At 72.0% G+C, this 24,001-nt stretch carries 21 protein-coding genes and 1 pseudogene; 11 read left to right on the top strand and 11 right to left on the bottom strand.

The window, feature by feature from the left end:
* Positions 1-85: 85 nt before the first annotated feature.
* A complete protein-coding gene (locus ACH4RG_RS28245) occupies positions 86-1,105 on the top strand; it encodes a cytochrome P450 (protein WP_397922129.1) in 1,020 nt (339 codons plus the stop codon).
* Between the two features lie 18 nt (positions 1,106-1,123).
* On the opposite strand, the gene treY is transcribed toward ACH4RG_RS28245, so the two are convergent.
* Complete coding sequence (treY, locus tag ACH4RG_RS28240) at positions 1,124-3,496, bottom strand: malto-oligosyltrehalose synthase (protein WP_398540443.1); 2,373 nt, start codon at positions 3,494-3,496, stop codon at positions 1,124-1,126.
* 79 nt (positions 3,497-3,575) lie between these two features.
* The gene (glgX, locus tag ACH4RG_RS28235) at positions 3,576-5,705 is read right to left on the bottom strand and encodes a glycogen debranching protein GlgX (protein WP_398540442.1); all 2,130 of its coding nucleotides are present in this window, start codon (positions 5,703-5,705) and stop codon (positions 3,576-3,578) included.
* A 395-nt stretch (positions 5,706-6,100) separates the two neighbouring features.
* On the opposite strand from glgX, the gene ACH4RG_RS28230 reads away from it, so the two are divergent.
* Together ACH4RG_RS28230 and ACH4RG_RS28225 are read left to right on the top strand one after the other, a co-directional pair.
* The gene (locus ACH4RG_RS28230; RefSeq protein WP_032790987.1) at positions 6,101-7,336 is read left to right on the top strand and encodes an SAV2148 family HEPN domain-containing protein; all 1,236 of its coding nucleotides are present in this window, start codon (positions 6,101-6,103) and stop codon (positions 7,334-7,336) included.
* A 203-nt stretch (positions 7,337-7,539) separates the two neighbouring features.
* The gene (locus ACH4RG_RS28225) at positions 7,540-8,250 is read left to right on the top strand and encodes a 3'-5' exonuclease (protein ID WP_397930968.1); all 711 of its coding nucleotides are present in this window, start codon (positions 7,540-7,542) and stop codon (positions 8,248-8,250) included.
* 33 nt (positions 8,251-8,283) lie between these two features.
* Here ACH4RG_RS28225 and ACH4RG_RS28220 read toward each other — a convergent pair whose 3' ends face one another.
* The 4 genes from ACH4RG_RS28220 to ACH4RG_RS28205 all read right to left on the bottom strand — a co-directional run bounded on the left by ACH4RG_RS28220 (position 8,284) and on the right by ACH4RG_RS28205 (position 11,619).
* Positions 8,284-8,637 carry a DUF4333 domain-containing protein gene (locus tag ACH4RG_RS28220; protein WP_397922138.1) on the bottom strand — a complete coding sequence of 118 codons (354 nt, stop codon included), beginning with the start codon at positions 8,635-8,637 and terminating at the stop codon, positions 8,284-8,286.
* Between the two features lie 90 nt (positions 8,638-8,727).
* Positions 8,728-10,155: a GntP family permease gene (locus tag ACH4RG_RS28215; protein ID WP_397922140.1), complete on the bottom strand. Its 1,428-nt coding sequence runs from the start codon at positions 10,153-10,155 to the stop codon at positions 8,728-8,730.
* Complete coding sequence (locus ACH4RG_RS28210) at positions 10,152-10,691, bottom strand: sugar diacid recognition domain-containing protein (protein WP_398540441.1); 540 nt, start codon at positions 10,689-10,691, stop codon at positions 10,152-10,154. The genes ACH4RG_RS28215 and ACH4RG_RS28210 overlap by 4 nt, the downstream gene beginning before the upstream one ends.
* A gap of 61 nt (positions 10,692-10,752) precedes the next feature.
* Entirely contained in the window at positions 10,753-11,619 is an 867-nt protein-coding gene (locus ACH4RG_RS28205; protein WP_398540440.1) for a phosphotransferase enzyme family protein, read from the bottom strand.
* 142 nt (positions 11,620-11,761) lie between these two features.
* On the opposite strand from ACH4RG_RS28205, the gene ACH4RG_RS28200 reads away from it, so the two are divergent.
* The 7 genes and pseudogenes from ACH4RG_RS28200 (at position 11,762) to ACH4RG_RS28170 (ending at position 19,172) form a co-directional block, all read left to right on the top strand.
* On the top strand, positions 11,762-12,775 hold the full coding sequence (locus tag ACH4RG_RS28200; protein ID WP_397922146.1) for a carbohydrate ABC transporter permease: 1,014 nt from the start codon (positions 11,762-11,764) through the stop codon (positions 12,773-12,775).
* A gap of 11 nt (positions 12,776-12,786) precedes the next feature.
* Positions 12,787-13,701 (top strand): carbohydrate ABC transporter permease, encoded by a 915-nt coding sequence (locus tag ACH4RG_RS28195; protein ID WP_397922148.1) that lies wholly within the window; start codon positions 12,787-12,789, stop codon positions 13,699-13,701.
* Positions 13,701-14,999: an ABC transporter substrate-binding protein gene (locus ACH4RG_RS28190; protein WP_397930975.1), complete on the top strand. Its 1,299-nt coding sequence runs from the start codon at positions 13,701-13,703 to the stop codon at positions 14,997-14,999. Before ACH4RG_RS28195 ends, ACH4RG_RS28190 begins: the two co-directional genes overlap by 1 nt.
* A 19-nt stretch (positions 15,000-15,018) precedes the next feature.
* A pseudogene (gene mgt / locus ACH4RG_RS28185) lies at positions 15,019-16,255 on the top strand (macrolide-inactivating glycosyltransferase).
* A 566-nt stretch (positions 16,256-16,821) separates the two neighbouring features.
* Positions 16,822-18,024 carry a S8 family peptidase gene (locus ACH4RG_RS28180; RefSeq protein ID WP_397930978.1) on the top strand — a complete coding sequence of 401 codons (1,203 nt, stop codon included), beginning with the start codon at positions 16,822-16,824 and terminating at the stop codon, positions 18,022-18,024.
* A 199-nt stretch (positions 18,025-18,223) separates the two neighbouring features.
* Positions 18,224-18,772 carry a DUF1697 domain-containing protein gene (locus ACH4RG_RS28175; protein WP_397922154.1) on the top strand — a complete coding sequence of 183 codons (549 nt, stop codon included), beginning with the start codon at positions 18,224-18,226 and terminating at the stop codon, positions 18,770-18,772.
* Positions 18,765-19,172 (top strand): DUF4440 domain-containing protein, encoded by a 408-nt coding sequence (locus tag ACH4RG_RS28170; RefSeq protein ID WP_397922156.1) that lies wholly within the window; start codon positions 18,765-18,767, stop codon positions 19,170-19,172. The genes ACH4RG_RS28175 and ACH4RG_RS28170 overlap by 8 nt, the downstream gene beginning before the upstream one ends.
* A 39-nt stretch (positions 19,173-19,211) precedes the next feature.
* Here ACH4RG_RS28170 and ACH4RG_RS28165 read toward each other — a convergent pair whose 3' ends face one another.
* Positions 19,212-19,442: a DUF2283 domain-containing protein gene (locus ACH4RG_RS28165; RefSeq protein WP_397922158.1), complete on the bottom strand. Its 231-nt coding sequence runs from the start codon at positions 19,440-19,442 to the stop codon at positions 19,212-19,214.
* A 136-nt stretch (positions 19,443-19,578) separates the two neighbouring features.
* Here ACH4RG_RS28165 and ACH4RG_RS28160 point away from each other — a divergent pair, with 136 nt between their 5' ends.
* On the top strand, positions 19,579-20,196 hold the full coding sequence (locus ACH4RG_RS28160; RefSeq protein WP_397922160.1) for a DsbA family protein: 618 nt from the start codon (positions 19,579-19,581) through the stop codon (positions 20,194-20,196).
* 151 nt (positions 20,197-20,347) lie between these two features.
* On the opposite strand, the gene ACH4RG_RS28155 is transcribed toward ACH4RG_RS28160, so the two are convergent.
* From ACH4RG_RS28155 to ACH4RG_RS28140, 4 genes are read right to left on the bottom strand one after another with little or no spacing between them, the layout of a single operon-like run.
* Positions 20,348-21,112: a sirohydrochlorin chelatase gene (locus ACH4RG_RS28155; RefSeq protein ID WP_397930984.1), complete on the bottom strand. Its 765-nt coding sequence runs from the start codon at positions 21,110-21,112 to the stop codon at positions 20,348-20,350.
* Positions 21,113-21,120: 8 nt separating this feature from the next.
* Positions 21,121-22,047 carry an ABC transporter permease gene (locus tag ACH4RG_RS28150; protein ID WP_397922165.1) on the bottom strand — a complete coding sequence of 309 codons (927 nt, stop codon included), beginning with the start codon at positions 22,045-22,047 and terminating at the stop codon, positions 21,121-21,123.
* Entirely contained in the window at positions 22,034-22,825 is a 792-nt protein-coding gene (locus ACH4RG_RS28145) for an ABC transporter ATP-binding protein (RefSeq protein WP_397922167.1), read from the bottom strand. Before ACH4RG_RS28145 ends, ACH4RG_RS28150 begins: the two co-directional genes overlap by 14 nt.
* Before the next feature lie 47 nt (positions 22,826-22,872).
* Complete coding sequence (locus ACH4RG_RS28140) at positions 22,873-23,988, bottom strand: aliphatic sulfonate ABC transporter substrate-binding protein (RefSeq protein ID WP_398540439.1); 1,116 nt, start codon at positions 23,986-23,988, stop codon at positions 22,873-22,875.
* Positions 23,989-24,001 lie beyond the last annotated feature (13 nt).

Raw genomic sequence — 24,001 nt, 5'->3', positions numbered from 1 at the left:
TACGCCGACTGCGGTACGCCCCCGGCGGTGGTCCGCTGGGAGGGCGCGCGCCGACCGCCGGCGCACCGACTTCAGGGGGCACGGGATGCCCGACCGCCCCGACGCCCTGCCCGCCGCCCGCCGCCCACACCGGCTCGCGGGCGGACAGCCGGGCCTGCTGGCGCCCGGGGCCACCACGGACCCGTACCGGCTGCGCCTCTACCGTCTGCTGCGCACCGACTACCCCCTCGGCTACGACCCGGGCCTCGGCGCCTGGCTGCTGAGCCGGTACGCGGATGTGGCCCTGGCCCTCACCGACCCCCGGTTCACCGGCTACCCGCACGACGGGGCCCCGCGCGGGTTGGCCCCCGTCCCGCTCGGCCTCTGCCGGGGCAGCCTGGTCTGCGTCCCGTCGGCCGTGCCCCACCGCGCCGCCGAACCCGCCGTCGAGCGGACCGCCTACGTCCTGGCCCGCCGGATCGCCGGGCGCGACCGGGCGGACCTGGTCGCCGACTTCTGCCGCTGGCTGCCCGCCGGCGCCGCCGCCGCGGCGGCCGGGCTCTCCTACCCGGACCTGAACACCCTGCCCCGGGGCGCCCCCCACCGGCGGACCGGCGGCGGACCCGATGACTGCGCCGGACCCACCGCCCTCCGCGAGCACGCACTCGCCTCGTTCCTCGCCAACATGCTCGACCACCCCGACCTGCTGTCCGCCGTGACGGCAGGCGAAGGGGCCGCCACACTGCTCGGGCGGGCCTGGGCCGAGACGCTGCGCCGCGACCCACCCGTCCAGATCGTGCTGCGCCGCACCCGTACCGAGGTGGCCGTCAGTGGCGGCACGCTCCCCGCCGACGCACCCGTCGCCTGCCTCATCGGCGCGGCGGGCCGCGACCCCGCCCGGTTCGGCGCGCCCGACCGCTTCGACCCGCTGCGCGCCGACGCCGACCCGCTGCTCATCGGCCCGGCCGGCTGCCCCGCGGCGCTCCTCGGCGGACTGGAGGCGGAACACGGCCTGCGCGCCCTGCTGACGGCGATGCCCGGCATCCGCTGGGCCGACGGTTTCCGCCCGGCGGCGGGCGGCCTGCTCACCCGCGGTCCGCGCACCCTCCTCGTCCGCCCGTCCTGACGGTCTCGGCCCCGCCCGTCAGTCCCGCACCCGCCGCAGCAGCGCCACCGGCCGCTCGGCGAACAGCTCGGCCGCCGCCACCGCGCCGCCCGTGAACTCCCGGCCCGGCGAGGCCGACAGCAGGTCCCGCCAGGGGCCTCCGCCCGGCAGTTCCAGCACCGTGTCCCGCCAGCCCCCGTCCTCGGCCAGCCGCAGCGACAACCGCGTCACCGCCGTGACCACCTCGCCCGACCGGCAGAAGGACACCAGGTGCGGGGCGGCCGGGCCCCGGGCCGTCAGCGGCGCGTACGTCCCCGACTCCCCGAACACCTCCGGCAGCTCCCGCCGCAGCCCCAGCGCGACCGCCGTCAGCGCCTGCTTCTCGCCCCCGGCCTCCGGCCGCCGGAACGGCCGCCGGTTGTCCGGGTCGACCAGGGCCAGGTACTCGCACTCCGTGCCCTGGTAGAGATCCGGCACCCCCGGCATCGTCAGCTGCACCAGCGCCGCCCCCAGCACCTGGGCCCGCACCTGCGGGGCGAGCGCGTCCGCGAACGCGGCGATCAGCGTCCGGGCCACGCCCGACCCGTTGCCCGGGCCGGCGGCGACGAAGTCCGCCACCGCCCGCTCGTACACCGGATCCGGCTCCGTCCAACTGGTGAACAGGCCCGCCTCCCGCACCGCCTTCAACAACGCCGGTCCCAGCCGCTCGGACAGCTCCTCGGCCGGCAGCTCCGCGCAGCCGTACGCCGACTGCCAGGCAGCCCAGGCCAGTTGTGGGTCCGGGGCCGCCACCGCGGTCGCCGCCGACAGCTCCGCCACCAGCGCCGCCCACCGCTCCGGGCACTGGGTCAGCACCGCGATCCGGGCCCGTACGTCCGCGCTCCGCTTGGTGTCGTGCGTGGTCAGGACCGTGCCGGTGGCGGGCCAGTCGCGCGCGATCCGGGCCGCGAAGGCGTGGAACTCCTCCGGCGACACCGCGGGCCGCCCCGGGTCCCCGCCCACCTCGGTGGCCGAGATCAGCGGGACGTACCGGTAGAACGCCGTGTCCTCCACCGACTTGGCGTGCAGCGCGGACGCGGTCTGCGCGAACCGGGCGCAGAACGCCGCCCGTTCCTCCCCGCCGCCGAGCCGCCCGAGCGCCAGATCCCGTACGACGTCCACGGCCGTCGCCTCCTCCGGGACGGAGAACACCGCCTTCGCGTCCCGTACCGCCTCGTCGGTCAGCGTCTCCTCGGCGATCCGCGTCGGCGGTTCGCCCGCCGTGACGTACGGGCGGTAGACCGGGGTCCGCACCAGCAGCTCCCGGACCGCCGTCTCCAGCGCCCAGGGCGCATGGTCGCGCAGCGCGGGGTCCCGGTCGCAGATCCCGGCCGCGAGCCGGGTCAGCCACGCGGTCTCGGCGGCCAGCTCATGTGTCGCCACCCGGTACGCGGCCCGGCGCACCGTCGCCGTCCAGTCGCCGCCCCGGTCGCCGGGCTGGCCCGCGAACTCCCGGTAACGGCCGAGCAGCTCCGCCGCGCCGGACGGGTCGGTGAACAGCCCGTCGATCCGGTGCAGCGCGTCGTACCCGGTGGTGCCGGCGACCGCCCACTCCGCCGGGAGCCGCTCGTCGCCGGTGAGGATCTTCTCCACCACCGTCCAGCGGCCGCCGGTGGCCTCGTTCAGCCGCTCCAGATAGGCGGCGGGGGCGGCGAGGCCGTCGGGATGGTCGACGCGCAGCCCGTCGAGCACCCCGTCGCGGAGCAGTTCGAGGACCTTGGCGTGCGTGGCGTCGAAGACCTCCGGGTGTTCGACGCGGACCCCGATCAGCTCGGAGACGGTGAAGAACCGCCGGTAGTTCAGCTCGGTGCGGGCCAGGCGCCACCAGCCGAGCCGGTAGTGCTGGGCGTCCAGCAGCTCCGGCAGCGGAAGGCCCGCAGTCCCGGCGCGCAACGGGAACTCCAGCTCGCCGTAGCGCAGCACCTCTCCGTCCACCGTGAGGTGCTCCAGCTCTCCGCCGAGCGGCCCGGCGAGCACCGGCAGCAGCACCCGGTCCCCGCCCGCCGCCCAGTCGACGTCGAACCAACGGGCGGACGGGGAGGACGGACCCTCGCGCAGCACGTCCCACAGCCGCCGGTTGTACCGGGGCGCCGCCGCCATGTGGTTGGGCACGATGTCCAGGACCAGGCCGAGCCCGTGTTCCCGAGCGGCCGAGGCGAGCGAGCGCAGCCCCTCCTCCCCGCCCAGCTCGGCCCGGACCCGGCTGTGGTCGACCACGTCGTAGCCGTGCGGGGAGCCGGGGACCGCCTCCAGGACGGGCGACAGGTGGAGGTGCGAGACGCCGAGCGCGGCGAGGTACGGTACGGCCTTCTCGGCGGCGGCGAAGGGGAAGTCGGGCTGGAGCTGAAGCCGGTACGTGGCGGTGGGCGTCATGGACTCCTACGTACCCCGCCCGGGGCGATCCGTGTCACCCCGGGCGGAACACTCACTCCCGTTCCCCGCCCGTCCGGCCTCAGGCGGGCCGCTTCAGCACGGTCAGGCTGCGCCCGATCAGCGTGACCCGTTCGCCCTCGACGACCTTCGGCCCCGCCCCCGGCTCCACCCCCTCCGGCCGCGCGGTGTCGACGACGACCTGCCACAGCTCCCCGTGGCCGACCGGGACGGCGAACTCCAGCGTCTCGGCGCTCGCGTTGAACATCAGCAGGAACGAGTCGTCGGAGATCCGCTCGCCGCGCGGCCCCGGCTCCGAGATCGCGTGTCCGTTCAGGAACACGGTCATCGCCTTGGCGTGAGCCGCCTGCCAGTCCCGCTGCGTCATCTCCTCGCCCTCGGGGGTGAACCAGGCGATGTCGGAGAGCTCGTCGTGGGTGCCTTCCACCGGCCGTCCGTGGAAGAAGCGTCGCCGCCGGAAGACGGGATGGTCGCGGCGGAGCCACACCATGGACCGGGTGAACTCCAGCAGCGTCGAGGCGGGGGCGTCCGTCTTCTCGTCCGGATCGGGCCAGTGCACCCAGGCCAGCTCGTTGTCCTGGCAGTAGGCGTTGTTGTTGCCGTTCTGCGTGCGGGCGAACTCGTCGCCGTGGCTCAGCATCGGCACGCCCTGCGAGAGCATCAGCGTGGCGATGAAGTTCCGCATCTGGCGGGCCCGCAGCTCCAGGACCTCCGGATCGTCGGTCTCGCCCTCGGCGCCGCAGTTCCAGGAACGGTTGTGGCTCTCGCCGTCCCGGTTGTCCTCCCCGTTGGCGTCGTTGCGCTTGTCGTTGTACGAGACGAGGTCGTGCAGGGTGAAGCCGTCGTGGCAGGTGGTGAAGTTGATCGAGGCGAGCGGGCGGCGGCCGTCGTCCTGGTAGAGGTCGGAGGAGCCGGTGAGCCGCCCGGCGAACTCCGCCAGGGTGCGCGGCTCGCCCCGCCACAGATCGCGGACCGTGTCGCGGTACTTGCCGTTCCACTCGGTCCACAGCGGCGGGAAGTTGCCCACCTGGTAGCCGCCCTCGCCGACGTCCCACGGTTCGGCGATCAGCTTCACCTGGCTGACCACCGGGTCCTGCTGCACCAGGTCGAAGAACGAGGAGAGCCGGTCCACCTCGTGGAACTGCCGGGCGAGGGTGGCCGCGAGGTCGAAGCGGAAGCCGTCCACATGCATCTCGGTCACCCAGTACCGCAGCGAGTCCATGATCATCTGGAGGACGTGCGGGGACCGCATGAGCAGGGAGTTCCCGGTGCCCGTGGTGTCCATGTAGTAGCGCTGGTCGTCGGTGAGCCGGTAGTAGGAGGCGTTGTCGAGGCCGCGGAAGGAGAGCGTCGGGCCGAGGTGGTTGCCCTCGGCCGTGTGGTTGTAGACCACGTCGAGGATGACCTCGATGCCCGCCTGGTGCAGTGCCTTCACCGCCTGCTTGAACTCCAGCACCTGCTCGCCGCGGTCGCCCCAGGAGGCGTACGTGTTGTGCGGGGCGAAGAAGCCGATGGTGTTGTAGCCCCAGTAGTTGGCGAGCCCCATGTCCGAAAGCCGGTGGTCCTGCACGAGCTGGTGAACGGGCATCAGCTCGATCGCGGTGACGCCCAGTTCGGTCAGATGGGCGATCACCTCCGGGTGGGCGAGCCCCGCGTACGTTCCGCGCAGCTCGGGCGGGAGGCCCGGGTGCAGCATCGTCAGGCCCTTCACATGGGCCTCGTAGATCACCGTGCGGTGGTAGTCCGTCCGGGGGCGGCGGTCGTCGCCCCAGTCGAAGTACGGGTTGACCACCACCGAGCTCATGGTGTGCGGGGCCGAGTCGAGGTCGTTGCGGGCGTCCGGCCTGCCGAACGGATAGCCGTACACCTCCTCGCCCCACTGGATCTTCCCGGCCACCGCGCGGGCGTACGGGTCCAGCAGCAGTTTCGCGGAGTTGCACCGTTGACCGCGCTGGGGTTCGTAGGGGCCGTGCACCCGGAAGCCGTACCGCTGCCCCGGCATCACCCCGGGCAGATAGGCGTGGCGCACGAAGGCGTCGGTCTCGCGGAGTTCCACCGCCGTCTCCGAACCGTCGTCGTGCAACAGGCACAGTTCGATCCGGTGGGCGGCCTCGGAGAAGACCGCGAAGTTGGTGCCGGCGCCGTCGTACGTGGCGCCGAGGGGGTAAGCGTGTCCCGGCCAGACCTGCATGATGAAGACTCTTCCCACTCCTGATCCGGGTGCGGCGGCTTTACCCGGCCCGATACTTCCCGAATACTCCCCGAAAACACGGTGCTCACCTAGGACGTCGTCCGGTGCGGCCGGGTCCCGTCGCCGAATCCCGACCGCACCGGTCAACTTCGGACACTCCTGTGCCGCCCCGGACGCGCTTGCGGACCCCGCCCCCCGGTGGGCGTCCGGTTCCCGCCCCGGGGCAGGGGCCCGAATCACTATGAATCAGCTCACTCCACCCGATCTCGCCGCAAGGAACAAGCCGTGCGCACAGGGGAGTTGAGAAAGTCGCCTGCGCATCGGGCTGTGTCGGATCGTGGTCCCGGAGTACCCTTCCTTGATCGTTGGGTGGGGGAGTGGAAGGCGGTACGCGGGTGAGCTCGGGAGGGTTCGAGCTGCCCCCAGGTGACGCAGGTCACGAGGGGGAATCGACCGATGCCCCGCCCGGGGCGGTGTCCCTCGCGCAGCCCATGGAGATCGGCGCCGAGCTGGACTGGGGTTCGGAGGCCTGGAACGAGGTGCGCACCCGGGCCCAGCGGGCCGGACGTGCGTATATCTGGCTGAATCTGGTCGAACAACGTCTGCGGGCCGTCGTCGCCGCGGTGCTCCGGCCGATCTACGAGCCGGTGCACGGCGAGGAGTGGGTCGTGGCCGCGGCCGGACCGGCCGGGCAGGAGTGGGTGCAGCGCGCCGTCGCCGTACGCGAGGTCTCGCGGCGCAAGGGCTACCTGCTGGACCCGGCCGACGACAACGTCCTCAGCTTCCTGACGCTGCCGCAGCTGCGTGAGCTGATGGTCCAGCACTGGCCCTGTTTCGAGCCGTACTTCGACGACCGGCGGGACGTCGAGCTGGCCCTGGACGAGCTGGAGGTCGCGCGCAACGTCGTCTCCCGCAACCGCGCGCTCAACGAGGCGGTCCTCGCCCAGGCGGAGCGCGCCTCCGCCCGGCTCCTGGACATCCTCGGCAGCGGGGCGGGGGTGCCATCGGCGGACCGGCTGCCGGTGGACGCGGTGGAAGAGCTGGTCGGCGACCGGTACGCGGACGTGGTCTCCGTCCACCCCGACCGGGTCCGGCTCCAGCGCCAGCTGCCCGCCGAGGACCTCTTCGGCGGGGCACGGCGGCTCGACGCCATCGGGATAGGACTCAATCTGCTCGTGCAGAACTTCTCCGGCCGCCGGCTCGTCCGGCTCGCCGAGTCGGGCTGCCGGGTCCGGCTGCTGTTCATCAACCCGGCGAGCAGCGCGGTGCGCCGCCGGGAGCGGGAACTCGGCCTCAAGAAGGGTGAGCTGAGCCGTTCGGTGGAGATGAACATCCTGCACATGCGCCGGGTGCGCTCCAAGCTCCGTGACCCGGGCGCGTTCGAGATCCAGGTCTTCGACGAGACCCCGCGCTTCACCGCGTACCTGGTGGACGGCGACGGCCCGGACGCCGTGGGCGTCGTCCAGCCCTATCTGCGGCGGGCCCGGGGCATGGAGGCGCCCGTCCTGGTGCTGCGCGGCGGGGGCCGGCGGACGGTGGTGCGGGCGGGGCAGGACAGCGAGCACGGACTGTTCGAGACCTACCGCGAGGAGTTCGAATCGGTCTGGACGGACTCCCGGCCGGTCTCCTGAGCCGGCGGGCCGCACGGCTCCCGCCGGTCTCCGACGGGTCCGCCCGGTTCGGTTCTCCCGACGGTCCGCCCGGTTCCTTCTCCTCCCCGGCCCGCCCGGTCTTCTGACGGGCCGTGGTGCCGCAGACCTCCCGGGGGCTCTGTCAGTGGCCCGTGCGAAGGTGGTCAGCACATGGGGGAGCGCACCACGAAGGAGGTATCGGGATGAGCTGGCACCGGGGAACACTGGTCGGCTTCGACCTGGAGACGACGGGGACCGACGTCGAGAACGACCGCATCGTCACCGCCGCACTGGTCCGGCTGGACGCGGACGGGACGGTCGCCGAGCAGCGGACCTGGCTGCTCGACCCGGGGGTGGCGATACCCGAACAGGCCTCCGCTATCCACGGCATCGGCACCGACCACGCCCGCAGGCACGGGTCGCGGGCCGCCCCGGCGGTCGAGGAGATCGCCCACGCGGTCGCCGAGGTGCTGCGCTCGGGTGTCCCGCTGGTGGTGATGAACGCCCGCTACGACCTCTCGCTGCTGGACCGCGAGTGCCGCAGGTACGGGCTGCCGTCGGTCGACGAGCGGGTCGGCGGAGCACCCTCGCCCGTCATCGATCCGCTGGTGATCGACAAGCACGTCGACAAGTACCGCAGGGGCAAGCGGGCCCTCCAAGCACTGTGCGACCACTACGGGGTCACCCTCGACGGAGCCCACGAGGCGAGCGCCGACGCGGTGGCCGCCGTACGCGTGGTGCGCCGGATGGGAGAGCGGCACCGCCCCGTCGGCACCCTGCCGCCCGCCGAACTGCACGCCCTTCAGATCCGGGCGGCCGCCGAGCAGTCGGCCTCGCTCCAGGCCTACCTGCGCCGCTCGGACCCGACGGCCGTGGTCGAGGCGTCCTGGCCGGTGATCCCCCGCGGCCGCTGAGCCGGGGCGGGCGGGCCGGAAACCCCCTCCGCGTCAGTTGGCGGCGGGGGAGGCCGTGTCGTCCGCCTCGATGTCGAAGTTGATCTGATCACCGTCGACCGAGGTAACGGTCGCCGTCACGCCCAGGGTGCTGCCGTCGCCCGCCGTGAGGGTACAGCGGGTCGTGGTGCCGACCTTCCCGGCGAGGTCCTCGGGGCACGTGACGTCCGGTTCCTGCTGGCCCGTCGTCTCGGCGAGCTTCTTGGCGACCGTGGCGGACAGCTTGTCCTTGGACAGCTTCGACTCGGAACTCCCCACACTGACCGAGGCCGAGCAGCCGACGAGCAGCGCTCCGGCGGCCAGGGCCGAGAGGCTCCACGTCACTGCGGTCGAGTGGGCCACGGGCATGGGAAGGCTCCGTTTCGCATGGTGCGGGACAGTCGGCGGAAGCATACGTGGCACCGTGCCGCAGGCAGGCCGCCGGAGGGCGTCGGCCGCTCAGAGCAGCACCGCGCCCAGCACGAGCACGGCGGCCAGCGCACTGAGCCCCTGGACCAGGGTGGCGGCGGTGTGCGCCCGGTACGCGGTCTTGACGTCCATTCCGGAGAACTGGGTGACGACCCAGAAGTACGAGTCGTTGACATGGCTCACCACCATGGCGCCGGCGCCGATCGCCAGCACCGCCATCACCTGGCCGACGGGGATCGAGCCGAGCGTTCCGTCCAGGCCCAGCGTGGGCAGCAGCGGGTGGGCGAGGGTGGAGGTGATGATGAGCGCGGCGGTGCTGCTGCCCTGCGCGGTCTTGAGGAGCGCCGCGATCCCGAACAGCACCAGGAGGGCGGTCACTCCCTTCAGTGCCGAGCCGTCCCCGATGAGGGTGCCGATGTAGTCGGCCAGCGGAGTCCCCTTGATCACCGCGCCGAACGCGCCGCCCGCCCCCGTGATGACGAGAATCGGCGCCGCGTCGACCAGGCCCTCGGCGACCCAGGTGGTGAGCGCCTTGGCGTCCCGCCGCGGCGGGAGCAGCGCGAGTGCCAGGACGACACCGATCAGCAGCGCGTTCACCGGTGAGCCCAGGTCCGTGAGCAGAGCTCCGAGGGCGCCGTCGACGAGCGTGGAGTCACCCGAGGGGAAGGCCGCGACCGAGCCGGTGGCCATCAGAACGATCGGGACGAGGATCGGAGCCAGCGCCCGGCCGAGCCCCGGAAGCCGCTCGAACTGCTCCTTGTACTCCTCGAAGGACTCCTCGACGTCGGGCAGCGAACTCCGCAGGTCCTGGGTGCGACGCAGGGCCCAGACCAGTCCGGCCAGCGCGGCGACCAGCGAGACCGGGATGCTGAAGAGGATGACCCACACCAGTCCGTCCGACCCGATGCCCACATTCCCCGCCGCCGCGATGGGGCCCGGCGTGGGCGGTACGAAGGTGTGCGACGCGTACAGGCCGGTGGCCAGCGCCGTGCCCAGGACGACCGGGTTCTTGCCGGTCCTGCGCGCGATCGACCGCTGGAGCGGGGACAGCACCACATAGCCGGAGTCGCAGAACACCGGAATGGAGACGACCCAGCCCATGACCGACATGGCGAGCGCCGGATGCCGTTTGCCCACGACCTTGAGCACGGCCTCGGCGAGGGTGACCGCCGCACCCGTGCGCTCCAGGACCTTGCCGATGATCGTCCCGAAGAGAATCACCAGGCCGATGCCGGCCAGAATGGAGCCGAACCCCTCGGCGATGGTGGCTCCGAGGTCGTCGACGAAGGGCTTGTCCGCCCCGGTCGCCGCGCCGATGCCCATCGCCGCGAGACCGAAGCCGTACGTGGCGATGACGATGGCCAGGAAGGGGTGCAGCCGGAACCGGCCGCACAGAACGACGATCAAGACGATGCTTATCGCGAGTGCGACGAGCAGGGACGGCCCTGCGGTGCTCATGGGACTCCTCGGGTGGAAAACGGAACACTCGGGAAAGGAACGGTCCGTGAGAGCACTGTAGGAATCGCCCCACTCGCGGGACATCGGCTCGGCAGACGAAGTTCCCCCGGTCCTGTCAGACCTCCGGTGCGCAGGTCCTCGATCAGCTGCAACCGCACGCGGTGGCGCCAGCCGGCCTCTCCGAGGAACGCCTGCTGAGCGACCATGAGCTCGGCCATCCTCGCGATGGCCCGGGCGATCTCGCCCACGCTCGCGGGGTCGCCGCTCACACCGACGACGCCCACGATCTCGTCGCCGAGCCGCAACGGCAGATTGACTCCGGCGAGCGTCCCCGTCAGGGCATGGGCCTCTTCGCTGGTGACGGCGAACAGCCGCCCCGTCCGCAGCACACGCAGCGCGCCCTCGTGCAGGCTGCCCACCCTGGACCGGTCGCTGCTGGCGATGATGACGCCGTGATCGTCCATGACGTTCACCCGGACGCCGAGCCGATCGACGATGTCGCCCACGATGGCCTGAGCCGCTACGCCGTCCATCATCCGATCCCCCCGTAGCCGCTCCGACCGGAACCGGAACCGGCACCACGGAAGTCGTCGATCGCTAGAACGGATACCACCGAACGGCCGCGTCCCCCTCGCGCAGCGATGCCACCCGGCGGCGGAATTCGGCGAGCGCCTTCGGGTTGGCCGGGGCGTGCTGGGAGACCCAGGCGCAGCTGGCCGTCTCCCGGGCGCCGCGCAGCACCGCGCACCCCTCCCACTCCCGGACGTCCCAGCCGTACGCGGAGGTGAAGGCGTCGTAGGCGGCGGGGGCGACGCCGTAGCGGTCGCGGGAGAGGGCGAGAACGACCAAATCGTGCTCGCGCAGATCGGCGGAGAACGTCTCCAGGTCGACCAGGACCGGGCCGTCCGGCCCGACGTGGACGTTGCGCGGGAGCGCGTCGCCGTGGATCGGTCCCGGCGGCAGATGCGGGACGAGCTCGGCGGCCGCGGCCGCGAAGCCGTCGCGGCGCTCGCGGAGGTAGTCGGCGTCCGCCGGGTCGATGGCTTCTCCCGCCAGGCTCAGCCAGCGCTCCACGCCGCCCAGCAGCTCGCGGCGCGGCAGGGTGAAGTCGGCCGGGGCGGGCAGCGCGTGCACGAGGGAGAGCAGCGGTGCGAGGTCGCGCGGCTCGGCGGGGCGTACGGGGTCGGGAAGCCGGTGCCACAGCGTCACGGGGTGGCCCTCGACCAGGCGCGGCCCGCGCTCGGCAGCGCGGACGGCCGGGACGCCGGACGCGGCGAGCCAGTCGGCGAGGGCCACCTCCCGCTCCGCCCGCTCGCGCAGCTCGGGGTGGCCGGTGGCGTCCCGGCCGACCTTGATCACCAGGTCGCCGGCGGCGAAGACCGCGTTCTCGCCCAGCGCGAGCAACTCAGCCGCGCCGGGAACGCCGGCCGCCGTCAGCACCTCGCGCGCTCGCATCTCGTCCATGGGTGCGATTTTGCATCCCCGCAGGCCACCTTGACGAACCGATGACCCGTCAGCACGATGACGGAGGCCTCCCGGGCAGGAGGAACGGGATGAAGTCCGTCTCAGGCACATCAGGGAGATACGGGGCAAAGGGGTCTACTTCGTGACATCGGTGACCGCGACGAAGCGGCCCGGACCTGACGACCCGCACAGCGGGCGCAACGGACCGGACGGGCAGGGCGGGCGGGGCGGACGTGCGGGGGGCTCCGGCCGTCCGGGACGGCCGGGCCGTCCGGAACGCAAGGCGTTCGGGGACCGGGCCGCCTGGTTCCTGGTGCTGCCCGCGCTCATCCCGATCCTGCTCCTCAGCGTCGGACCGCTGCTCTACGGCATCGCTCTCGCCTTCACCGACGCGCAGTCCGGTCGCACCCGCTCCACCCAGTGGATCGGCACCCTGAACTTCCAGGACCTGCTGCACGACACCCTCTTCTGGGACTCGTTCCGCATCGGCCTGCTCTGGGCGGTCGGCGTCACCGTCCCGCAGTTCCTCCTGGCGCTCGGCCTCGCCCTGCTGCTCAACCAGAACCTGCGGATGCGCTGGCTGGCCCGGGCGCTGGCGATCATCCCCTGGGCGATGCCCGAGGTCGTCGTCGGCATCATGTGGCGGCTCGTCTACAACCCGGACGCCGGCATCCTCAACGAGACCATCCGCGACCTGGGACTCGGCGACGGCCGGGACTGGTTGACGGGCCTCGCCACCGCGCTGCCCGCCGTGATCCTCGTCGGCATCTGGGCGGGCATGCCCCAGACCACCGTGGCCCTGCTCGCCGGACTCCAGAACACCCCGCGCGAACTCCACGAGGCGGCCGCCCTGGACGGAGCGGGCGCGTGGCGCCGTTTCCGTACCGTCACCTGGCCGGCGCTGAAACCGATCGCGCTCGCGATCTCCGCGCTCAACCTGATCTGGAACTTCAACTCCTTCGCCCTGGTCTACGTCCTGACCAGCGGCGGACCCGGCGGCCGAACTCGGCTGCCGATGCTCTTCGCCTACGAGGAGGCCTTCCGGTACGGGCAGTTCGGGTACGCCGCGGCGATGGGCTTCGTGATGGTCGCGGTGATCTCCGTGCTCCTCGCCGTCCACCTCGTCGGCCGGCTCAGGGGAGGCGAGGACCGATGAGGCGCGGACCGATGAGGCGAGGACCGGTGGGGAGGGAGCCGACGGGAGCCCGGCCCACGAGGCGCGGACCGGCGGGGCGGGAGTCGACCGGGCTGCGCACCGGCAGGCCCGCGCGGGCCGCTCAGTACCTGGCGCTCCTGGCGTACCTGGTCTTCCTCGCGTTCCCGTTCGTGTGGCTGATCTCGACCGCCTTCAAACCCGCCCGTGAACTGGGCTCGCTCCACCCCACCTGGATCCCCGAGCAGCCCACCCTGGACAACTTCCGGCAGGCCTTCGACGAGCAGCCGCTGCTCCAGGCCGCCGCCAACTCGCTGATCGCCGCCGTCGGCGCGGCCGTGATCGCCGTCGTGATCGCCACCCCGATGGCCTATGTGATGGCCCGCCACCGGGGACGGCTCGCCACCGCCGCGACCGGCTGGGTGGTCGTCAGCCAGGCGTTCCCGTTCGTCCTGGTGATCATCCCGCTCTTCCTGATCCTGAAGAACCTGCACCTGATCAACACCCTGTGGGGGCTGATCATGGTCTACGTCGTCTGGTCACTGCCCTTCGCGCTGTGGATGCTCGCCGGATACGTACGGGCCGTGCCGACCGAGCTGGAGGAGGCCGCTGCCGTCGACGGGGCGGGCCGGGTGCGGACGCTCGTCTCGGTCGTGGCCCCGCTGCTGGCCCCCGGGATCGTCGCCACCGCGCTGTTCGCGTTCATCACCGCATGGAACGAGTTCTTCTTCGCGCTCGTCCTGCTCAAGACCCCGGAGAAGCAGACCTTGCCGGTCGTCCTCACCCACTTCCTCGGCGCGGAGGGCGTGGCCGACCTCGGCCCGCTCGCCGCGGCCGCCTTCCTCGCCACGCTCCCCTCCCTGGTCCTCTTCGCCCTCATCCAGCGGCGGATCACCGGCGGGATGACGGCCGGGGCGGTGAAGAACTGATGCGCGCCGCGGCCCGGCGGGCGGCGGCCGCCGTCGCCGTATTCGCCCTGCTGCTCACGGGCTGCTCGGGCGACAGCGACGACGGGCGGGACGCGGACGGCACGATCCGGCTCCGGTTCCAGTCGCTGGCCTGGCAGAAGGAGTCCGTCGACGCCAACAGGCAACTGGTGAAGGAGTGGAACGCGGCCCACCCCGACGTCCAGGTGGACTACGTCCAGGGCAGCTGGGACAGCGTCCACGACCAGCTGCTCACCTCCTTCGAGGGCGGCGAGGCCCCGGACGTCATCCACGACGCCTCCGACGACCTGGCCGACTTCGCGTACGGGGGCTACCTCGCCGACCTGCGCCCCCTCCTCCCGGAGCGGCTCAAGGCCGACATCCCCGAACAGTCCTGGCGCACCACCACGTTCGGGGAGGGCGTCCACGGGGTGCCCTTCCTCCAGGAGCCCCGCGTCCTGATCGCCAACACGAAGCTGCTGAAGGCGTCGGGTGCGCGGATTCCGACCCCGGAGCGCCCCTGGAGCTGGGAGGAGTTCCGGGAGGTCACCGACGAGCTGACGGGCAAGGGGCGGTACGGGGTCGCCTGGCCGCTGAAGGAGCCGGTCTCCGTCACCCTCAACCTGGGCCTGTCCGGCGGCGGACAGCTCTTCCACCGTGACGACGACGGCAAGGCGGTCCTGCGCTTCGAGCCGGGCGACGGCGTGGTGGCCGGTACCATCCGCGACCAGGTCAACACCGACGGCAGCGCCGCCCGCGGCGCGCTGGGCATGGGCGGGTCGGACGCGCTGCCCGGGTTCTTCGGCGGCAAGTACGCGATGCTCCCGCTCGGCTTCTCCTACCGCCAGCAGATCATCCAGCAAGCCCCGAAGGGGTTCGACTGGACGGTTCTGCCGATGCCCGCGGGCGCGGGCGGCGCGGTCCAGGGCGTGAGCCCGCAGACGCTGTCGGTCGCCGAGGAGAGCCCGCACAAGAAGGAGGCCGTCGCGTTCATCGACTTCCTGCTGCGCCCCCCGAACATGGTGCGCCTCGCCCGGGGCGACTGGATGCTGCCCACCGGTACGGAGGCCCTGGCCGACCCGTCGCTGCGGGGGAGCGAGCACGGCTGGTCCGTCGGCACCGCGCTCGCGCAGGGGCTGCGCCCGGCGCCCGCCCAGGCGGTGCGCGGCTACCCCGAGTGGAAGGACAAGGTGGCCACCCCCGCCCTCCAGGAGTACTACAGCGGCGCGATCGACACCGACGAGCTGCGGAAACGACTGGTGGCCGACGGAAACCGGGTGCTGGCCCGCTACCAGCGCTGACCCCGGCCGGAGAAACAGGTTGCACGAGACGTCTCGTCTCGCCTAGGGTGTGCGGCATGACGGAATCCCCGCGTGCCCACATCGCCATGTTCTCCATCGCCGCCCACGGACATGTGAACCCGAGCCTCGACGTCATCCGCGAACTCGTCGACCGTGGACACCGCGTCAGCTACGCCATCCCGGCCCCCTTCGCCGAGAAGGTCGCCGCCACCGGCGCCCGGCCGGTGATCTACACCTCGACCCTGCCGACCGACGACGACCCCGATGCCTGGGGCACCGAGCTGATCGACAACATCGAACCCTTCCTCGACGACGCGCTCCAGGCGCTCCCGCAGCTCGCCGAGGCCTTCGCGGGCGACGAGCCCGACCTCGTCCTGCACGACATCACCTCCTATCCCGCCCGGGTCCTCGCCCACCGCTGGGACGTCCCCGCCGTCTCCCTCTGGCCCAACCTGGTCCCCTGGGAGGGGTACGAGGAGGAGGTCGGCGAGCCGATGACCGCCGAGCTGAAGCAGACCGAGCGCGGCAAGGCGTACTACGCGCGCTTCGACGACTGGCTCGCCGAGAACGGCCTCGGCCATGTTCCCAGTGACGACTTCGTGGCCCGTCCGCGCTTCGGCATCGTGCTGATCCCCGAGGCGCTCCAGCCGAACGCGGACCGGGTGAACCGCGAGATGTACACCTTCGTCGGGGCCTGTCAGGGCGACCGCGCGGACCAGGGGGAGTGGTCCCGGCCGGCCGGGGCGGAGAAGGTGCTCCTGGTGTCGCTGGGCTCCTCCTTCACCAAGCAGCCCGCCTTCTACCGGGAGTGCGTCGAAGCCTTCCGCGACCTGCCCGGCTGGCACGTGGTGCTCCAGATCGGCGCGCACGTCGACCCCGCCGAACTCGGAGACGTACCGGGCCACGTGGAGGTGCGCACCTGGGTGCCGCAGCTGGCCGTCCTCAAGCAGGCCGACGCCTTCATCACCCACGCCGGCGCGGGCGGGAGCCAGGAGGGGCTCGCCACCGGCACCCCGATGGTCGCCGTCCCCCAGGCCGTCGACCAGTTCGGCAACGCGGACATGCTCCAGTCGCTGGGTGTGGCCCGCCACCTGCCGATGGAGGAGGCCGACGCCGCGAGCCTGCGCGAGGCCGTGCTGGCTCTGGTGAACGACCCCGAAGTGGCCGCCCGGTGCGAGCGGCTGAGCGCGCAGATGGCGCGGGAGGGCGGCACCCCGCGGGCCGCCGACCTCATCGAGGCCGAACTGTCGCGCTGAGCGGAACCGCCTGAGCACTATCCGGACGTTCTCCGTCCCGCCCCGACTGCCGCGACCAGCGGTTCTCCGGGGCGGGACGTCCGTGTTTCGGCTCTGTGAAGCCCCTGTCGCGCCGGGACCGGTCGGCGCATCTGCACGCACGCCCTCGCGATTTCACACCAGGGGCCGGGTGTTCACCCCTCTCGCGCACACCTTCACGGACCTTCACGGGTCTTCACGTCCGGTCACTCCCGCCCCACGGGCCCCGACGGCGCCCCGGCGTCGGCCGGACGGTCGGTCTCCGACGTTTCAAGTACTGCTCTGAACAGGCGCTATGCGAGGCGGCGCGCGCTCGCGGGGCATCCCCGGGCCGATCGCTCCGGGCGGGCCGGGCAGTGGACGGCGCTCCGCAGCCGTTGTGACCAGCCATGGCCGATTTCTTATTACGAAACCTTGTTGAGCAAGTCACACCTTCATGAAGGCCTTGATCTGTGCTCGTCAATCGGTCAGGGTTTCGAGCCAGCCCCCGGAGATCTTCCGGCCGAGGGCCAATCCCCCCACAGAGTTTGACGAGGAGACCCCTCTTCATGGCCAAGCACCAGCGCACCCGTCGCATCAAGCTGACCGCCGCGATCACCGCCGCGGCGGCCGCCGCCGGAGTCACCCTTCTCGGCACCTCGTACGCCGGAGCCGCACCGGCTCCCATGGGCACGGTCTACGGCGCGGACGCCGCGACCGCGGTGTCCGGCAGCTACATCGTGATGCTGGACGAGAAGAAGGCCGACAAGTCCGAGCTCGCGAAGGAGTACGGCGGCAAGCTCAAGCGCACCTACTCCTCCAGCATCAACGGCTTCTCCGCCAGCGGCCTTTCGGAGACCGAGGCCAAGCGCCTCGCCGCCGACCCGGCCGTCGCCAAGGTGGTGCAGAACAAGAAGTTCAGCATCGACGCCACCCAGGACAACCCGCCGTCGTGGGGTCTGGACCGGATCGACCAGACCGAGACCGCGGGCGACAACGCCTACACCTACCCGGACGCCGGCGGCGAGGGCGTCACCGCGTACGTCATCGACACCGGTGTCCGCGTCACCCACGAGGACTTCGAGGGCCGGGCCACCTCAGGCTTCGACGCCGTCGACAACGACGACGACGCCGACGACGGCAACGGGCACGGCACCCACGTGGCGGGCACCATAGCCGGGGCCGCGCACGGCGTCGCCAAGAAGGCGAACATCGTGGCCGTCCGCGTCCTGGACGACAACGGCTCGGGCACCACCGAGCAGGTCATCGCCGGGATCGACTGGGTCGCCGCCAACGCCAAGGGCCCGTCCGTCGCCAACATGAGCCTCGGCGGCGGCGCCGACCCCGCCCTCGACGAGGCCGTCCAGAAGGCCATCGCCGCAGGCATCACCTTCGGTGTGGCCGCCGGCAACGAGTCCAGCGACGCCGGGCAGGGCTCGCCCTCCCGCGTCCCCGAGGCGATCACCGTCGCCTCGTCCACGGAGGCCGACGAGCAGTCGTCGTTCTCCAACTACGGTTCGGTCGTCGACATCTACGCCCCGGGCTCGGACATCACGTCCACCTGGAACGACAGCGACACCGGCACCAACACCATCTCCGGTACGTCCATGGCCACCCCGCACGTCGTCGGCGCGGCCGCCGTCTACCTGGCGGGCAACCAGGACGCGACCCCGGAAGCCGTCGCCACGGCGCTCACCGAGGGAGCCACCCCGGACGCCATCAGCAACGCCACCGAGGGCACGGCCAACAAGCTCCTCAAGGTCGTCGAGTAGTACCCCGGTTCCGACCGGACGCCGGGCGGCGGTGGTCACACCCCCGCCGCCCGGCCCCGCGCACAGTGGCCGCCGCGCTCTCCCCCACGGGGCACGGCGGCCACGCCGTTCTTCCGGCCGGCCCGACGCTCGGCCGGGCCCGCTCCCCGAGCCGGCCAATCCGGCCGGATCCCCGCGCGAGGGCCTAGGGTGGGTCGCCATGACGACGACGTACGCGGCGCTGCTGCGGGGGATCAACGTGAGCGGCAGCAAGAGGGTCCCCATGCCCGAACTGCGCACGGTCCTCACCGAACTGGGGCACACCGGCATCGCCACTCATCTGCAGAGCGGCAACGCCGTCTTCCGGAGCGGGAGCGACGACGAGGGCGCGCTGGCCACCGCCCTGGAGCAGGCCCTGCGTCGCCGGTTCGGCTTCGCCATCGACTGCCTCGTCCGCGACGCCGCCTATCTCGCCGCCGTCGCCGAGGCCTGCCCCTTCCCCGCGGCCGAGCTGGAGGGCAAGCAGCTCCACGTCACCTTCTTCGACCGGCCCGTGGACGCGGAACGCTTCGCGGGCCTGGAAGCCGGGGACTTCCTGCCGGAGGAGTTCCGGCTCGGCGAACGCTGCCTGTACCTGTACGCTCCCGACGGGCTCGGCCGCTCCAAGCTGGCGGTCGCGCTGGGACGCCCCCGCCACGTCAAGGGCCTCACCGCCACCAGCCGCAACTGGAACACCGTGGCGAAACTCGTGGAGCTGACCCGTGGCTGAGCCGTCGCCCGCCGTGGCCGCAGCGATCGAGGGCGAGCTGCGCCTGCTGGACCCGGTGGTACGGGCCTCCGCCGAGCTCCTCGCCTCGCTGCTGCACTCCGAGTTCCGGGAGATCGGAACCAGCGGCCGGCTCTGGACCCGGGAGGCGATCGTCGCCTCGCTCACCGCCGCCGACGCCCCGCGCCCCGGCCCGCTCACCGCCTCCCGCATGCGAGGGGCGCAGCTCTGCGCCGACCTGGTGCACCTCACCTTCGACACCGAGTCCAAGGGGGCCCACGCGCACCGCAGTTCCCTGTGGCGGCGAACCCCGCAGGGCTGGCGGCTCTACTTCCACCAGGCGACGCCGTTCGACGACGGGCCGCCCGGCAGCCCCCTCGACGGCCCTTTCACCGGGGGCTGATCCCCGGGCGCCTCCCGCCGCACGGCCATGACAGGGCCATCACCGTGTGCGCGGCTCACGGCCGGTCTGCTCCGCGCCGGCCAGCAGTCCCGGGTGCAACCGGCGTGTGGCGCTGAAAAGCTCGATACCCAGGAGCCGTCCGTGTGCGTCGTAGTCGAGTATCGCCGAGTCGTCCTCGGCGGGTACCTGCCGGACGGCTTCTCCCGGGGCGATGCTGTCGACCAGGTAGAGGTACGCCGTATTCGTCGACGCGTCGTACTCGACCCGCACGGTTCGGCCCTTTCCGTTCTTCTCCGGCCCGGGTGCCGGGCCTCGGTCCTTCGGGCGAGCATACGCCGAATGGCCCACCGGGCCGGAGCCTGATTGGACCAGGAGGCAGCGCCACCTCCTCCCTAGGGTGGGAGCCATGAGCATCCGCCACCCCGCCACCGTCGACTTCTACTTCGACCCAGCCTGCCCGTTCGCCTGGATCGCCTCCCGCTGGATGCTGGAGGTGGAGCGGCACCGCGATGTCGACCTGCGCTTCCGCCCCATGAGCCTCTACCTGCACAACCAGGGCAACGAACTGCCCGGCTGGTACCGCGATCTCGTCGACAGGTCGATCGGCCCGGTCCGGGTGGCCGTCGCCGCGGCCGCCGCCCACGGCGACGGAGTCCTGCGAGACCTCTACACCGCCCTCGGCACCCGCATCCATCGGCACAAGGAGGAGGACTTCGACGCGGTGATCGCCGCATCCCTCGCCGAACTGGGCCTCCCCGCCGCCCTGGCGGAAGCGGCGCACTCCACGGCGTACGACGACCGGGTCGCCCGCGGCCACGACGCGGGCAAGGACCCGGAGCACGGCGCGTACGTGGGCACGCCGACGATCCACGTGGACGGCACGGTCTGGTTCGGTCCGGTCCTGAACGCGATCCCGCGGGGAACGGAAGCGGCCGAACTCTTCGACAGCGTCCGGGTCCTCGCCAACCACCCGGGCTTCTTCGAGCTCAAGCGCGCCCGGTCCGGCGGCCTCTCCCACGACTGACGGGCGGGGCCGCCCGTGAGCCCGCACGGGCCGTGGGCGGTGCTTTCGCGACGGTACAGCGGGCCGGTGGGCGCGGCCACGACGGCCCTCGGCGCGGTCGTCCGTGTGATCGCCGGACCGATCGGCTGAGAGCCGCCCCCGTCCCTGGACCTCAGGCCGACAGCGAGGCCCGCTCCGTCACCAGCGCCTCGTCGTACCGGTCCAGCAGCAGCCGCGCCAACTCGGGTGCGGGGCCCAGTACATCGGCCAGCACGTCAGTTCCGGCCGCCTCGGCACCCGCCGCGATGCGGTCGGGGAGCCGGCCGGGCGCGATGACGTACGGCGCCACGGCCACCCGGCGCGCACCGCCGGCGCGCAGCGCCCTTACGGCTTCCTCGGTGCTGGCGATGCCGCCGGGACGAACCGCGGAGGCGAACGCAGGCCGCACGGCGCACCAACCGGTGTGCCGCAGCTCCCGCGCGATTTCAGCGATCACTGCGATCGCCTCCGGGTCTGTGGATCCCGCCGAGGCCAGGACGAGCCCGGTCCGGGGGATGTCGCCGGGACGGATCCCGGCCTCCCGCAGCCGCCGCCCCAGCGTGGCGTTCAGCAGCGGGGACGGGCCGAGCACGTCGGCCTGCCGGACACTCAGCCGCGGCAGCCGGGCACGGGCCTCGCGCAGGACCGAGGGGATGTCCGTCTTGGCGTGGAACGCCCGGGTGAGCAGCAGCGGAAGGGCGACGACCTCGTCCGCCCCCTCCGCGGCCAGGCGTTCCAGCCCCCGGGGCACGGAAGGGGCGTTGAACTCCAGGTACGCGGTCTCCACACGCAACTCCGGCCGCTCGGCCCGGACCCGCTCGGTGAGCGCGTGCACGGTCGCGGCGTGCCGCGGGTCGCGGCTGCCGTGGGCGATGACGAGGAGAACGGGACGGGACATGACGTGACTCAGTTCTTGACGAGGAGACCGCGGCTGCGCAGTACCCACCGCTCCAGCGGACTGAAGATCAGCAGGTCGATCGCGATGCCGACGAACAGGATGAGCAGGATCGAGAGGAAGATCCCGGGCATGTCGAAGTTGCTGCGGCCGTTCTCCAGCAACTGCCCGAGTCCCAGACCCAGTTCGGGGGAGGAGGCGATGATCTCGGCGGCCATCAGTGAGCGCCAGGAGAACGCCCAGCCCTGCTTGAGGCCCGCCAGATAGCCGGGCAGCGCCGCCGGGAGCACGATGTGCCAGGTCCCGCGCAGCCCGGTCGCGCCCAGCGTGCGGCCGGCCCGGAGGAACAGCGGCGGCACCTGATCGACCCCGGAGACCAGCCCGTTGGCGATGGAGGGCACCGCGCCCAGCAGGATCACCGCGAACATCATCTGGTCGTTCAGCCCCAGCCAGATCACCGCCGGGGCCACCCACGCCACCGAGGGCAGCGACTGGAGCCCGGACAGGATCGGGCCGATCGCGGCCCGGATCAGCTTCACCCGGGCGACCAGCAGCCCCAGCGGCGTACCGATGGCGACCGCGAGCAGGAAGCCGAGCAGACCGCGCGAGACGCTGGTCCAGACGACCTCCAGCAGCGTGCCCGCGAGCCACATCTCCCGCGCGCTGTCCCACACCGCGGACGGCGGAGGCAGTTTGTAGACCTCGGTGACCTGAGCGCGGACCAGCAGTTCCCAGATCACCAGGACGAGCGCCACCGCCACGACCGGCGGCAGCACCTTGCGCAGCAGGACCTCGCGCACCGGGGTGCGGTTGATCTGCACGGCGTCCAGGGCGTCGAGCCCGGCCTCCAGGCCCGCCAGATCGTCGGGCTTCGCGCCGACCGGTCCGGCCGCCCCGTCCGGCCGCTTCCGGCTCGGCGTGATGTCAGTGCTGGCCATGACGGCGGATCTCCCCACGCAGTTCTTCGGTGATCTCGACGGACAGCTCCGCCACGGCGGTGTCCTCGATACGGCGCGGCTGCTCGATGTCGACCGTCCACTCCCTGGCGATCCGGCCCGGCCGGGACGAGAGCAGTACGACGCGCTGCGCGAGCCGTACCGCCTCGCGCACGTTGTGCGTGACGAAGAGGACCGAGGCGTTCGTCTCCCGCCAGATCCGGGTCAGCTCGTCGTGCAGCACATCGCGGGTGATGGCATCGAGCGCCGCGAACGGCTCGTCCATCAGCAGCAGTTGGCTGTCCTGGGCCAGGGCGCGGGCCATCGCGACGCGCTGCCGCATACCACCGGACAGCTCGTGCACCCGCTTGCCGTACGCCCCGCCCAGGCGGACGAGTTCGAGCAGCCGCTCCGCCTCGGCGCGGCGCTCGGACTTGGGCACCCCGCGCAGCCGCAGGGCCAGTTCGATGTTCTTGCCCGCGGTCAGCCACGGGAAGAGGGCGTGCTCCTGGAACATCAGGGCCGGCCGCCCGCCGGGGGTCTCGATGGATCCCGCGGACGGGCGGTCGAGTCCGGCCACCAGATTGAGCAGCGTCGACTTTCCGCACCCGGAGGCCCCCAGGAGGGTGACGAACTCGCCCGGAGCGACATCGAGCGTGATGTCGTCCAGGACGAGCTGCTGACCGGTGGGTCCGGCGAAGGACTTCGAGACGTGCGCGAGACGGGCGGCGTGCCCGACCGTCGTCCGGTCCTCGGCCTTGGTGAGCGTGGTGGTCGCCATGGTCGTCACCTCCTGGGACTCCTGGTTTCTGGTACGGATGGGCGGGGTTACTCCACGCCGAGACCGGCGTCGGCGACCTCGGGCCGGCCCTCGGCCTTGAGGATCTTGTTCAGCGGGCCCAGGTCGTAGATGCCCCGGAGGTCCGGCTCCTTGAGCAGACCGGACTTCACCGCGTACCCGGCCTGCGTCTTGAGCGTGCCGGCCAGCGGGTTGTCGGTGACCTCGATCGACTCCCACGCCGGGTCGAGGATCTCCTCGGGCAGCGGCTTGCCGCTCAGGTTCTCCAGCGCCTCGTTGGCGGACGCCTTCGCCTCTTCGGGGTTGGCGTTGATCCACTTGTTGGTGGCGACCGAACCCTTCAGCACCGCCTCGACCACGTCCGGGTGCTCGTCGAGGAACTTCTGCGACACGATGATGTTCGTGATCACGAACTTCTTGTCCGGCCACAGGTCCTTCTCGTCGAGGAGCACCTTCGCGCCCTCGGACACCAGCTTGGACGCGGTCGGCTCGGGAACCCAGGCGCCGTCCAGGTCACCGGACCTGTAGGCGTCGGGCGTCACCTTGTTGTCCGAGCGGACCACGGAGACGTCGCCCTTGCCGCTCTGGGCGTCGACCTTCCAGCCCTTCTCGGAGATCCAGTTGAGGAAGGCCACGTCCTGGGTGTTGCCGACCTGCGGGGTGGCGATCTTCTTGCCCTTGAGATCGTCCGGAGTCTTGATCTTGTCCGGGTTCACGACCAGCTTGACCCCACCGGAGGCCGAGCCGGAGATGATCCGCAGCCCCTTGCCCCGGGACTTGCTGAAGCCGTTGATGGAGGGCGAGGGGCCGATGAATCCGATGTCGATGGACCCGGCGTTCAGCGCCTCGATCTCGGAGGGGCCCGCGTTGAAGGTCGTGGACTCGACCCGGGTGCCGCCCAGTTCCTTCTGGATGGTGCCTTCCTGGATGCCGACCAGGGCGGTGGCGTGCGTGAGGTTCGGGAAGTAGCCGATCTTCACGGTGTCCGAGGAGAGCTTCTCCCCCTTGGCGGAGACGTTCGCCTTCTCGGCACCGTCGTCCTTGGCCTGGGAGCCGTAGCCGCAGGCGGTGGCCGCCAGGGCGAGCAGCGGCAGCGCCGCGACGGCGGCGATGGAGCGGCGAACGGTGGAACGGGGGGCAGGCACGGGAGGCTTTCCT

This window comes from Streptomyces sp. NPDC021019, assembly GCF_044333295.1.
Lineage (GTDB): Bacteria > Actinomycetota > Actinomycetes > Streptomycetales > Streptomycetaceae > Streptomyces.
The sequence above is the reverse complement of the archived record's forward strand: the minus strand, read 5'-3'. Positions and strand labels throughout refer to the sequence as shown.